This is a genomic window from Nocardia farcinica (assembly GCF_029867845.1).
Classification (GTDB): Bacteria; Actinomycetota; Actinomycetes; order Mycobacteriales; family Mycobacteriaceae; genus Nocardia; species Nocardia farcinica_A.
In genome coordinates this window covers 1-11,906 of sequence record NZ_JARWRU010001234.1, presented here as the reverse complement: position 1 = coordinate 11,906, position 11,906 = coordinate 1, and the positions used below count along the sequence as shown (strand labels likewise).

15 protein-coding genes are annotated in these 11,906 nt (G+C 72.2%); 3 read left to right on the top strand and 12 right to left on the bottom strand.

Annotated features, from left to right (window positions below; all coding sequences use genetic code 11):
- Nucleotides 1-124 precede the first annotated feature (124 nt).
- On the bottom strand, nt 125-343 hold the full coding sequence (locus tag QH283_RS27650) for a DUF5808 domain-containing protein (RefSeq protein ID WP_280505867.1): 219 nt from the start codon (nt 341-343) through the stop codon (nt 125-127).
- A gap of 86 nt (nt 344-429) precedes the next feature.
- Here QH283_RS27650 and QH283_RS27645 point away from each other — a divergent pair, with 86 nt between their 5' ends.
- Nucleotides 430-969, top strand: a complete 540-nt coding sequence (locus QH283_RS27645; RefSeq protein ID WP_280505866.1) for a helix-turn-helix domain-containing protein — start codon at nt 430-432, stop codon at nt 967-969.
- A 10-nt stretch (nt 970-979) separates the two neighbouring features.
- Here QH283_RS27645 and QH283_RS27640 read toward each other — a convergent pair whose 3' ends face one another.
- The 4 genes from QH283_RS27640 to QH283_RS27625 are packed head-to-tail and all read right to left on the bottom strand — an operon-like array spanning nt 980 to nt 4,021.
- Nucleotides 980-2,029: a sulfate/molybdate ABC transporter ATP-binding protein gene (locus QH283_RS27640; RefSeq protein ID WP_280505865.1), complete on the bottom strand. Its 1,050-nt coding sequence runs from the start codon at nt 2,027-2,029 to the stop codon at nt 980-982.
- The gene (gene modB / locus QH283_RS27635) at nt 2,026-2,781 is read right to left on the bottom strand and encodes a molybdate ABC transporter permease subunit (protein WP_280505868.1); all 756 of its coding nucleotides are present in this window, start codon (nt 2,779-2,781) and stop codon (nt 2,026-2,028) included. The genes QH283_RS27640 and modB overlap by 4 nt, the downstream gene beginning before the upstream one ends.
- 50 nt (nt 2,782-2,831) lie before the next feature.
- Complete coding sequence (modA, locus tag QH283_RS27630) at nt 2,832-3,629, bottom strand: molybdate ABC transporter substrate-binding protein (protein WP_280505864.1); 798 nt, start codon at nt 3,627-3,629, stop codon at nt 2,832-2,834.
- The gene (locus QH283_RS27625; protein ID WP_280505863.1) at nt 3,626-4,021 is read right to left on the bottom strand and encodes a TOBE domain-containing protein; all 396 of its coding nucleotides are present in this window, start codon (nt 4,019-4,021) and stop codon (nt 3,626-3,628) included. The genes modA and QH283_RS27625 overlap by 4 nt, the downstream gene beginning before the upstream one ends.
- A 192-nt stretch (nt 4,022-4,213) precedes the next feature.
- Between QH283_RS27625 and QH283_RS27620 the strand changes: the two genes are divergently transcribed.
- Nucleotides 4,214-4,675 carry a nitroreductase family deazaflavin-dependent oxidoreductase gene (locus tag QH283_RS27620; protein ID WP_280505862.1) on the top strand — a complete coding sequence of 154 codons (462 nt, stop codon included), beginning with the start codon at nt 4,214-4,216 and terminating at the stop codon, nt 4,673-4,675.
- On the opposite strand, the gene QH283_RS27615 is transcribed toward QH283_RS27620, so the two are convergent.
- The 7 genes from QH283_RS27615 to QH283_RS27585 form a co-directional block, all read right to left on the bottom strand.
- A complete protein-coding gene (locus QH283_RS27615; protein WP_280505861.1) occupies nt 4,662-5,240 on the bottom strand; it encodes a DUF1992 domain-containing protein in 579 nt (192 codons plus the stop codon). The two genes, QH283_RS27620 and QH283_RS27615, sit on opposite strands and share 14 nt — an antisense overlap.
- A gap of 74 nt (nt 5,241-5,314) precedes the next feature.
- A complete protein-coding gene (locus QH283_RS27610) occupies nt 5,315-6,364 on the bottom strand; it encodes an MBL fold metallo-hydrolase (protein WP_280505860.1) in 1,050 nt (349 codons plus the stop codon).
- A gap of 102 nt (nt 6,365-6,466) precedes the next feature.
- Entirely contained in the window at nt 6,467-7,705 is a 1,239-nt protein-coding gene (gene mshC / locus QH283_RS27605; RefSeq protein WP_280505859.1) for a cysteine--1-D-myo-inosityl 2-amino-2-deoxy-alpha-D-glucopyranoside ligase, read from the bottom strand.
- A gap of 192 nt (nt 7,706-7,897) precedes the next feature.
- Nucleotides 7,898-8,722, bottom strand: coding sequence for an SCO1664 family protein (locus tag QH283_RS27600; RefSeq protein WP_280505858.1), 825 nt, complete (start codon nt 8,720-8,722; stop codon nt 7,898-7,900).
- A 3-nt stretch (nt 8,723-8,725) separates the two neighbouring features.
- Nucleotides 8,726-9,310, bottom strand: coding sequence for a DUF3090 domain-containing protein (locus QH283_RS27595; RefSeq protein ID WP_280505857.1), 585 nt, complete (start codon nt 9,308-9,310; stop codon nt 8,726-8,728).
- A 52-nt stretch (nt 9,311-9,362) separates the two neighbouring features.
- Nucleotides 9,363-10,109, bottom strand: a complete 747-nt coding sequence (locus tag QH283_RS27590; RefSeq protein ID WP_280505856.1) for a histidine phosphatase family protein — start codon at nt 10,107-10,109, stop codon at nt 9,363-9,365.
- A 40-nt stretch (nt 10,110-10,149) separates the two neighbouring features.
- Complete coding sequence (locus QH283_RS27585) at nt 10,150-11,091, bottom strand: undecaprenyl-diphosphate phosphatase (protein WP_280505855.1); 942 nt, start codon at nt 11,089-11,091, stop codon at nt 10,150-10,152.
- A gap of 197 nt (nt 11,092-11,288) precedes the next feature.
- Here QH283_RS27585 and QH283_RS27580 point away from each other — a divergent pair.
- Nucleotides 11,289-11,906: aldo/keto reductase (locus tag QH283_RS27580; RefSeq protein ID WP_280505854.1), on the top strand; the 618-nt coding region annotated here is incomplete at its 3' end.

The window sequence follows — 11,906 nt, the reverse complement described above, 5'->3', positions numbered from 1 at the left end:
CGGGCCTTGGGCCCCCTCCCCACAATATTTTGGGCCGGGGGGGGCCCCGGCCCCCCCCACCCGGGCCCCCCCCCCCCGGGGGGCCCGGGGGCCCCCCCCCCCGGCCCCCCACGGGGATCGCGTGTCAGCGCTGTGCGCCCGCCTTGCCGCCGCGCGGACGCAGCAGCCGGTAGAGGTTGATGTCCCAGCCCATGCCGAACGCCTTGGGGGTGAACACGCGCGGGTCGTCCGGGTTCCACATGCGGTCCCGCAGGCGCTGCGCGGTGGGGCGCCGCCAGTCGTAGGGCATGCCCGCCAGGGTGCCCTGGGGGTCGGGGATGCGGGGGGTGTTCCGTTCGGTCATCGCGTCGTTCCTTCCGGCGCTCTCTCGGTGCGTATTCACAATAGCACGAATATTCTCAATAGTGAAAACAAAGGTAGGATCGGCACGTGGATTCGGTAGAACTGCTGCTGCACCCGGTACGCATGCGCATCGTGCAGGCCTTCCTCGGAAATCGAACGCTCACCACCGCCGAACTCGGCCAGGAACTCGGCGACGTGCCCGCGGGCAGCCTCTACCGCCACATCGCCCGCCTCGTCGACGGCGGCGTGCTCACCGTCGCCGACGAACGCCGGGTGCGCGGCACCGTCGAACGCACCTACCGGCTCGAACTCGCCGCCGCGGGCATCTCCCCCGACGCGCTGGCCGGCATGAGCACCGAAGACCACCGCCGCGCCTTCCTCGCCTACATCGCCGGCATGGTCCTCGACTTCGACCGCTACCTCGCCGGCGACGAGATCGACCTGACCCGCGACGGCGTCGGCTACAGCGTCGCCGCGCTCTGGCTCGACGACACCGAACTCGAGGCCCTCGGCCGGGCCATCGCCGCCGCCGTCGTCCCGCTCATGGACAACCGGCCGGGACCGGGCCGCCGGCTGCGCATGCTGCGCACCGTCATGCTGCCCGCCCCACCGGCGCCCGAAAAATGAGCTGACCCGATCACACCGGATAGCAACGGATCTCGGTGGCCTTCACCGTCGCCCAGAACCGCCGGCCCGGTTCGGGGCGCAACTCCGCGACCGTGGCGGCGGTGACATCGGCCAGCACCGCCGGAGCGCCGTCGAGACGCACCCGCACCGTGTGGGCGTGCTGCTCGATCCCGGCCACCGTCACCGGCCAGCAGTTGCGGGGACTGCCCCGCGGCCGCCGCGGATACAGGCCGACCGCCCGCGGCGGGAACGTCAGATACACCCGCCCCCGCGCGGGCTCGGCGACGGTGAGCGCGCCACCGCCGTCGAGATCCACCGAGTTGCCGTGCGCGCGACCGCGATTCAGGTTCAGCCCCATCAGATGGGCCACATAGTCCGAGCGCGGATGCGCGGCCACCTGCGCGGGCGGGCCCTGCTGGACGATCGCGCCGTGCTCGACGACGACCAACCGGTCGGCCAGGATCATCGCGTCCAGCGGATCGTGGGTGACCAGCACCGTGTGACCGGGATAATCGCGCAGGTGACGGCCCAGATCCGTGCGCACCCGCAACCGGGTGGCCGCGTCCAGCGCGGCCAGCGGCTCGTCCAGCAGCAACAGGCGGGGCTCGGTCACCAGCGCCCGCGCCAGGGCCACCCGCTGCGCCTGACCACCCGACAGCGCGCGCGGCCGCCGCCCGGCCACCTCCGACAGACCGACCGCGGTCAGCCATTCCCCCGCCCGCGCCCGTGCCACCGCCCGCCGCACACCACGGGCGCGCAGACCGAAGGCGACATTGTCCAGCGCCGACAGGTGGGCGAACAGCAGATAGTCCTGGAACACCACCCCGGCCCGGCGTCGCTCGGCGGGCACGAACACCGACGGCGGGGCGTCCCAGACGTGATCGCCGAGACGGATGTGCCCGTCGGTGAGCGCCAGCAGGCCCGCCAGCGCGCGCAACGCCGTGGACTTGCCCGCACCGTTGGGCCCGAGCAGCGCGACCACCTCCCCCTCCGCCACCTCCAACGGCAGATCCAGGGTGAACTCGCCCCGGGTGACACCGAGGCGCGCGGACAGGGTCATCGGGTCACCATCCACCGTTCCCGCAGCGCCACCAGCACCGCCACCGACACCAGCAGCAGCACCAGGCTCAACACGATCGCCGCGTCCGGGTCGGACTCGAGCGCCAGATACACCGCCAACGGCATGGTGGTGGTGCGGCCGGGGAAATTGCCTGCGAAGGTGATGGTCGCGCCGAACTCGCCGAGCGCGCGCGCCCAGCACAACACCGCGCCCGCCACCAGACCGGGCGCCACCGACGGCAGCGTCACCCGCCGGAAGGCATACCAGCGGCCGGCGCCCAGCGTCGCGGCCGCCTCCTCGAAACGCGGGTCGGCGGCTCGCAGCGCGCCCTCCACGGAGATCACCAGGAACGGCATCGCCACGAACGCCTCGGCCACGATCACCCCGGCGGTGGTGAACGGCAGTGACACGCCGAACCATTCGTGCAGATACCGGCCGACGAACCCGCGGCGGCCCAACGCCAGCAGCAACGCCACACCACCCACGACCGGCGGCAACACCAGCGGCACCGTCACCAGCGCGCGGACGAGCCCGCGTCCTGGCAGCCCCGAGCGTGCCAGCAGCCACGCCAACGGAATCCCGAACACCAGGCACAGCACGGTGGCCGCGCTCGCGCACACCAGCGACAGTCGCAGGGCCTGACCGACCTCGGCGCTGAACAGCCGCCCCGGCACGCTCGTCCATGGCGTGCGCGCCACCAACCCCAGCAGCGGGATCAGCAGGAACGCCAACCCGCACAGTGCGGGCAGCATCAGCAGCAGCGGCCGCTGTCCGCGTATCGCCCGCCGCCGCGCCCGCGTGCTCACGGCAGGTCGAATCCCGCGGCGGCGAGCACGGATCCGGCTCGTCCAGAGGTCACGAAGTCGACGAACGCGGCCGCGGCCACCGGATTCGGCGCCTCGGCCAGCGCGGCGATCTGGTAGTCGTTGACCGCCGCCGCGGCCTGCGGGAACTCGATGCCCTCGACCTTCCCGCCCGCGGCGAGCACATCGGTGCGATACACCAGTCCCGCGTCGACCTCGCCGAGCGTGACCTTGGTCAGCACCGCCTTGACATCCCGCTCCCTGGTGTCGGGCACCGCGACCACGCCGGCGGCCTCGAACACCCGGGCCGCGGCCGCCCCGCAGGGCACCTGCTCGGCGCACAGGGCGATCGTGCGCAGGGGGTCGGCGAACTCGGCCAGCGACACGATCGCGCCCGGATTGCCGGGCGGGACGGCGATCTCGAGGCGATTGCGGGCGAACACCACCGGCGCACCGGACACCGATCCCTCGTCACCGACCTGTCGCAGATGCTCCGGTGCGGCGGAGGCGAACACATCGGCGGGTGCGCCCTCGGTGATCTGGCGGGCCAGCGCGGAACTGGCGGCGAAACCGAACACCACCTCAACGCCGGGGTTGGCGGCTTCGAAGGCCTCCCCCAGTTCGGTGAACACCTCCGTCAGCGAAGCCGCCGCGAACACCGTGACCGTGCCCGTCACCGCGCCGGAACCGTCACCGGCGGGCCCGGTGGCACCGCAGCCGCCGGCCGCGCACGCCAGCGCGGCCGCCAGCAGCAGAGTCGGGCCCCGCCGGGAGCGACTGCCCGTGCGCCCGGTCATTCGGGGATCTCCACCACCACATGGGTCGATTTCACCGACGCCACCGCCACGCTGCCCACCTCGAGACCGAGCTCGTCGACCGACTCGCGGCTCACCAGCGACACCAGCCGGAACGGCCCGGCCTGCATCTCCACCTGCGCCATCACGGTGTCCTTGACCACCCGGGTCACGATGCCGCGCATCCGGTTGCGCGCCGAGGCCGCCACCGTCGCGCCCACCGCGGGCGCGTCGGCGTTCGCACGCAGGAACTGCGCCAGCGCGCGCCCGTCGACTCCCTTGCGGCCGTTGTCGAGCTGGATCGCCGGCAGCCGCCCCTGATCGATCCAGCGGCGCACGGTGTCATCGCTGACACCGACGAGCCCGGCCACCTCACTGATCCGCAGATTCGCCACGAAGCGCAGCATACTCCCGCATCCGCGGGTCACGCGGCCGGAATCGGTCGCGGACACCACACCACTCGCGGCGCCGGGAAAACGATCAGGAATCGAGAAGCCACCCACCGCCCCCCACCCCTAGCGTGAACAGCGCAGGGCGCCACCGCCCCACCCGAGATCGACCACGAGACACACCGGAGGTGGCCGAACATGACCGGACAACCCGACACCCGACGCGCGGACGGGCCGCTGCGGCAGCTCTCACTGTGGTTCCAGCGCACCATGAACGCCCGCACCGTCAGCCGGATCCGCCGCAAAGGCGGCCACATGATGGGCATGCAGACCTTCATCCTGCACACCACCGGCCGCCGCACCGGCGCCCACCGCGAATCACCCCTGGCCTGCTTCGCCGAGAGCGACGACACCTGGCTGGTCGTCGCCTCCGGCGGCGGCGACCGCCACCCCGACTGGTACGCCAACCTCATGGCCAACCCCGAGCAGGCCGCCGTCGAATTCAGCGGCTGCGCACCCCGGCCCGTCCGCCCGCAACGCCTGCACGGCGAACAACGCGCTCAGGCCTGGAACCGGATCATCGAAGAGCAACCCCGCATCGGCAGATACCAGCGCAAGTCCGCACGCGAATACCCGCTGGTGCGGCTCACCGCCGTGTGAACCACCGTCGCAGCGCCCGCCACCACCCTGGCCCGGCCGCCGCCGCGGCGCGGCCGGTGACCGCGACCGCCGCGGGCCTCCCGGCGGCGGCGCCGGGCTTCGCGGCCGTGCCGTCGTGAGCGGTGGCCTCGTGAGCGGTGGCCCGCGCCCTGGGCTCCGCGTCCCGGCGCTGTCGCCACGCCGCGACCACCCGGTCGGCGTCGGCGGGCGCGATCGGCACATACGGCGGCGTCGGGGTGCGCAGATACTCCGCGATCCGCCGGTTCAACGCCGCCACCTCCGCGCGAACCTCGGCCTCGCTGTCACAGTCGCCTGCCACCGTCTCCGCCAGCCGCTGGCGATCACGGCGCAGCACCAGCGAATCCGGCAGCAGCCCGTCGGCGGGCACGCCCTGCCGACGCAGATAGCCGCGGATCCACCAGTTCTCGTCCACCGGGGCGCCCGCCCCCGGGATCGGTTTGCCCGCGCCGGCCAGATTCTCGAACTCTCCGCGCTCGGTCGCCTCCCGGATCTGCTTGTCGACCCAGGACTCGAAGGTGTGCTCGACGGGCTTGCGCTCGGTCATGGCCTCCATCGTAGGAACCGGCGGCCGGGACCACCGGTGCGCGAGGCAGGATCGCGCGGGGCAGGATCGCGCGGTCAGACAGTGAATGTCAGCCGGTGCGGGGCCACGTAGTCCCGCGGGTCGTGCAGGGCCAGCAGCCGCGGCCGCAGCGGTGCGCCGATGCGGTCGAGTTCGGCGGCCAGCGGCGGATCGTAGGCGGCCGAGGAGGCGGTCAGGCCGGGCAGCCAGTTGTCGTGGTGGGTGGGCACGAACACCGTCGGCGACAGCGCCTCGATGTAGGTGCGCGGATCACGCAGGCCGTTGCTGATCTGGTTGTAGCCCTGCACCGCGCCGATGTGCACATCGGTGGGCGGCAGCCCGGCCAGCGCATCGAGCACCCACGGGGCGCGTTCGAGCAGCGGGCCCGAGGAGTCGTGCCAGGTCAGGGCGAAACCGGGCACCCGGAACTGGTAGAGCAGCACCCCGCCCTCGGCGTCCCGCAACCGCGGCACGGTGCGGCGCAGATCCGGCCACGACGGCGGGTGCCGCAGGATCGGACCCGGCTCCGGGCGGGGGAAGATCCGGGGGGAGGCGGTGGCCGGATCGGTGGGAGTGCGGGCCGAATGCAGGTGCCGCACCACCGTCAACCGCACCGGGCCCACCGTGCGGTCCTCCCGCTGCCCCGGCGGGGTGCTCGCGTCGCCGAGACCCACCGTGGGGAAGGCGGCGTGCGGGACCTGGGCGCGGATGGCGGCACAGTGCTCGGCGGTGCCGTAGACGGTGGCGCCGGTGGCCGCGGCGATCGGGCCCGCGTCGGCGGCGTGGTCGAAGTGGCCGTGGCCGATGAAGATCGCCTCGGGGCGCAGGTCGGCCAGATCCTGCGCGGTCGCGGGCACGTAGCCGGAACTGGTCAGGCGCGGCACCCATGCGTCCAGCAGCAGCACCGCGCCGCCGATGGCCACCGCGTAGGTGGTGCAGCCGACCCACGACAGCACCACCCGGTCGGCGCGGACCGCGCCGGTCGTCCGGTCGACGGCGTCGGCGCCGAAGAAGCGGGTGCGGGCGGCCACACAGCGCGGCGACCCGGCCTGCACCCGGGACAACGGGGGCAGCGCGGCCACCAGGCCGGAACCGAGCGCCGCCACGCGTCCGATCAGTCGACGAGGATCGATGCCGCACACGTCAGCACCACATCACGCCCCGCCCGCCACGAGCAAGCCGTGACTCACCACACCACGCCCCACGACTCACAACACCACACCGAGCAGCGCGTCCACCGCGGCGGCCAGCGCGGCAGGCGCGTCCCGGTCGGAGCCGCCGTATTCGGTGGCCTCGTGCGCCCAGTTGTCGACCGCGGCCAGCGCCTTCGGGGTGTCCAGATCGTCGGCCAGATGCTGGCGCAGCCGCGCGATGGTGGACTCCGCCGACGGCCCGGAGTCGAGGGCCGCGGCCCGGCGCCAGCGGGCCAGCCGATGCAGGGCCTGCTCGAGGATCTCCTCGGTCCACATGCGGTCCTGGCGGTAGTGCCCGGCGAACAGGCCGAGGCGGATCGCGGACGGGTCGACGCCCGCGGCGCGCAGTGCGGAGACCAGCACCAGATTGCCGCGCGACTTCGACATCTTCTCGCCGTCGAGGCCGATCATGCCGACGTGCACGTAGTGGCGGGCGAAACGGCGCCCGGCGACCACGGATTCGGCGTGCGCGGCGGAGTACTCGTGGTGCGGGTAGATCAGATCGCTGCCGCCGCCCTGGATGTCGAGCTGCGGGCCAAGCCGGTTCAACGCGATCGCCGAACACTCGATGTGCCAGCCGGGGCGGCCGGGGCCGAACGGGGCGGGCCAGGACGGTTCGCCCGGGCGGGCCGCTCGCCACAGCAGCGCGTCGAGCGGGTCGCGCTTGCCTGGCCGGTCGGGGTCGCCGCCGCGTTCGGCGAACAGCCGCAGCATGGTCTCGTGGTCGTAGCCGGACTCGTAGCCGAACTGTTCGGTGGCGTCGGCGCGGAAGTAGATGTCGGGGTAGTCGGGGTCGTCGACGGTGTAGGCGGCGCCGTTGGCGAGCAGCTTCTGCACGAATTCGACGACCTCGTCGATGGATTCGATCGCGCCCACGTAGTCGCGCGGCGGCAGCACCCGCAGGGCGGCCATGTCGGTGCGGAACAGCTCGATCTCACGGCTTCCCAGTTCGCGCCAGTCCAGCCCGTCGCGCTGGGCGCGCTCGAACAGCGGATCGTCGACGTCGGTGATGTTCTGCACGTAGTGCACGTCGTGGCCGTTGTCGCGCAGCACCCGGTTGACGATGTCGAAGGTCAGGTAGGTGGCGGCGTGACCGAGATGGGTCGCGTCGTAGGGCGTGATGCCGCAGACGTACATCGTGGCCGTGGCGGCGGGAGCCAGCGGACGCACCTGACGATCGGCGGTGTCGTACAACCGCAACGGCGGCCCTGCTCCGGGAACGGTCGGCAGGGCGGTGTCGGACCAGGACTGCATGTGTCGAGAGTAGATGTCGTGACAGCTGTGCCGCCGCACACCCCGGCACAGCCGCCGTCGTGGGGGTCGCGGGCGAGGCCCGCTACCTGCCGTGACCCGCAAACCGTCGGCGACGGTCAACGATTGCGATCCCGCGGAACAGAAGATTCCGCGCGCCGCGCCCGACACGCCGCCCTGTCCCGGTCGACGGGCTCAGAAGGCGGGCCAGGGGATCGGACGGGCGTGGTTCGGGTACGGCATCACCGGGTTGTCGAGCAATTGCTTGGTTCGTTCGGCGAGGGCGTCGATCTCCTCGTCGGTGATGTGGGCGGCCAGCCGGTCGGCCAGCGACCCCGACAACTGCTCGGCGAACCGGCGGATGTCGTCGAGCAGCGGCTCGTCGATCGTGGCGCCCGCCCACCCCCACAGGACCGTGCGCAACTTGTGCTCGGAATGCAGGCAGATGCCGTGATCGACACCGTAGACCTGCCCGTCGACACCCTCGAGGGTGTGCCCGCCCTTGCGGTCGGCGTTGTTGAGGATCACATCGAGCACCGCCACCCGGTGCAGGCGCGGATCGTCGGCGTGGATGAGCGCCACCTCCGCACCGGAGTGATCCAGCGCCCGCAGCACCTCGCAGAACCCGTCCGGCACCACGGCGGGAGGGCACAGGTCCACCAGATCCAGGCGCGGGGCGTGCCCCGGCTGCACATCGGTGTGGTGATCGGCGGACTCCACCCAGCGCTGCACCATGCCCGGCCCGTAGGGGCCGTCCCGCAGGATCGTCTCCGGGATCACTCCCCAGCCGATCGCCTCGGAGACCAGATAGGAGGCGACCTCCCGGCCGGCGAGGGTGCCGTCGGGGAAATCCCACAGCGGACGCTCCCCCCGCACCGGCTTGTACACCACCCGCAGCGGCGCCGACGCGTCGTCGGGGTCGGGGGGTGCGATCTCGCAGACGAGGGTCACGTTGCTCGCTGTGCTGATCCGTCCGATCACGCCGAGTTCGCCGGTGCGCAACCGGTCGGGCTCACCCACCGCTCACTCCTCGTCGTCGGCGGCGCCGAAGATCTCTCCGCGCTTGTAGCCGTTGGTGCGTACGCACATGTGTCCGCGCGCCGAGAGCGGTTCCCCGCACAGCGGGCACGGCGGACGGCCCGCGGCGATCACCTTCGTCGACCGCAGCGTGAACTCCCGCGCCTGCTCGGGGGTCAGGAACACCCGCACCGCGTCCGGGCCCTCCTCGGTGTCGTCGAGCACCACCGACTCGTCGACCTCGGTCTCGGTGATGGCCAGCAACTCCACCACCACCGCGCCGGCGTCGGCGTCCCAGCCCAAACCCATCGTGCCGACCCGGAACTCGGCGTCGATCGGGGTCACCAGCGGATCGGTGTCGCTGACGTCCTCGGCCTCCGGCGGCACCTCCGCCCCGAAACGGCGCGCCACCTCGTCCAGCAACAACCCCATCCGATCGGCCAGCACCTTGACCTGCTGCTTCTCCAGCAGCACGCTCACCACGCGCGGCGCTTCGACGGCTTGGAGGTAGAACGCGCGATCACCAGGCTCACCCACGGTCCCGGCGACGAACCGATCCGGAGTGCGGAAAACGTGAATCGCCCGTGCCATCAGCACCTCCTCCAGATCGATGTCTCACTCGACTACCCACCGCAAACGGTCGCTACCGTTGCGCAGTCCCATTATCCGCCCCCGCCAGGCCGCCCACCTCGCCACCGGGAACCGGCCCATCGGCGGTCGCGGCCGACCCGCCGTGCGCCTGCTCGCCGCGGGGCTCGCGGATCGCGGCCAGCGCCGACAGATCGGCGCCGGTGTCGTTCATCCGCCACACGAACGGCGCGTGCGGGGTGTAGCGGATCACGCTGACCGACGCCGGCTCCACCACGATGCGCTGGAAGCCGTCCAGGTGGATGCCCAGCGCGTCCGCCAGCACCGATTTGATGACATCACCGTGCGTGCAGGCCACCCACAGCACGTCGTGGCCGTGCCGTTCGGCGAAGAACCGGTCGTGTTCGCGGATCGCGGCCACCGCCCGCTGCTGTACCTGGGCCAGGCCCTCCCCGCCGGGGAACACCGCGCCGGAGGCGTGCCGTTGCACCACACCCCACAGCGGCTCCTTCAACAGCTCGGCGATCACCTTGCCGGTCCAGTCGCCGTAGTCGACCTCGATGATGCGTTCGTCGGCACGCGGCTCCAGCCCGAGCTTGTCCGCCAGCGGCGCCACCGTGCGGCGGCAGCGCAGCAGCGGCGAGTGCACGATGTGGCGGATCGGCAGCCCGCCCAGGCGTTCGGCCACCGCCCGCGCCTGCTCGTCGCCGTGCTCGGTGAGATCCACCCCTTCGCTGCGGCCGGCGAGGGTGCGCGCGGTGTTGGACGTGGACACGCCGTGGCGCAACAGGATCACCGTCATGCGGCCAGCCTAACGGGACCGCACGCGGCGGGACGACCGGTCATGTCGCCGAGATCACCCCACCGGCCAGCAGGCCCATGATGACCAGTCCCAGCACGATGCGGTAGCCGACGAACCAGTTCAGCGAATGCTTGGACACGAACTTCAGCAGCCACGCCACCGACGCGTAGCCGACGACGAACGACACCAGCGTCGCCACCAGCAGCTGCGGGCCCGACGCGTCGAGGCCCTCACCGGCCGGTTCGAACGCGTCCGGCAGCGAGAACAGCCCGGAGGCGGTGACCGCGGGAATGGCGAGCAGGAACGAGAACCGCACCGCCGCCGCGCGCTCCAGCCCGAGGAACAGACCAGCCGAGGAGGTCGCGCCGGAGCGGGACACACCGGGGATCAGCGCCAGGCACTGGGCGAAACCCATGATCAACCCGTCACGGGTGGTCAGCTTCTCGATCGGGCGCAGCTGCTTGCCGTAATGCTCGGCGGCGGCGATGACCAGCGCGAACGCGATCAGCATGAACGACACCAGCCACAGATTGCGGGCGCCGGTGCGGATCTCGTCCTTGAACAGCAGACCAAGCACACCGATCGGGATGGTCGCGATGATCACATACCAGCCGACGCGGTAGTCCAGCTCGCGTTGCGCCTCCAGCTCGAAGTGGCGGCGGTTGTCGGCGGTCATCACCGGCAGCCGGGTGGTCGGCTGGTCGTGCACGGGGATCTTCGGGCCGGTCGCGGCCTTGGCCTTGGCCCACATGGTGGTGCACCAGGCCACCGCGATCCGCCAGATGTCCTTGGCGAAGAACACCAACACCGCGGCCTCGGTGCCCAGCTGGGTGACGGCGGTGAAGGAGGCGCCGGCGTCCTCGCCGAAGAACACCGAGGACACGATGCGCAGGTGCGCCGAGGAGGAGATCGGCAGGAATTCGGTCAACCCCTGGACCAGCCCCAGCACCAGCGCCTGCACCCAGGTCATCGACTCGACCACACAACCTCCAACGTTCCTGCTCGCAAGCTGCCCGAAAACTCGTTACACCGCTGGGCAATTGGTTCCACGGCGCCGACCGCCGCCGTCGGGACCGGCGCGATCACGCAGCGACAGTACATGCAGACGCGGGCGCGGGTGAGCTCGACCGGGCCTGGCACACCTTAGGCTTGCCGGGTGACGAAGACGGGGATGCGGTGATGGAAGCGCGCACGGTGGGACGCAGCGGGCTGCGGGTGTCGCGCATAGGGCTGGCCACGCACACATGGGGGTCGCACACCGACGCCGACGACGCCGCCGGACAGCTGTCGGCGTTCGTCGACGCGGGCGGCACCCTGGTCGACACCTCCCCCGCCTACACCGGCGGCGCCGCCCAGGCCATCCTCGCCGACCTGCTCGGCGATGTCGTGCCCCGCGAGGAACTGGTGCTCGCCGGATGCGCGGGCGTGCACCCCTCCACCGCCGCGCCCACCGGCGACCTGCCCGCGCTGCCGCGCACCTGGATCGACACCTCGCGACGCGAACTGCTGCGCCAGCTCGACCACACGCTGCGCGAACTGGGCACCGACCACCTCGACATCTGGCAGGTCGCCGCCTGGGACGCGCGCACCCCCATCGAGGAGATCACCGACACCCTCGCCCACGCCGTGCGCGCGGGCAAGGCCCGCTACGCCGGGGTGCGCGGCTACTCGGCCTGGCAGCTGGCCGGGCTGGCCGCGGTCGCGCCGATCACCGCCGCCCACGCGCCCGACTCGCTGCTGGCCCGGGGGGGGGGGGGGGGGCCGGGGGCCCCCCCCCCCCCCCCCCCGGGGGGGGGG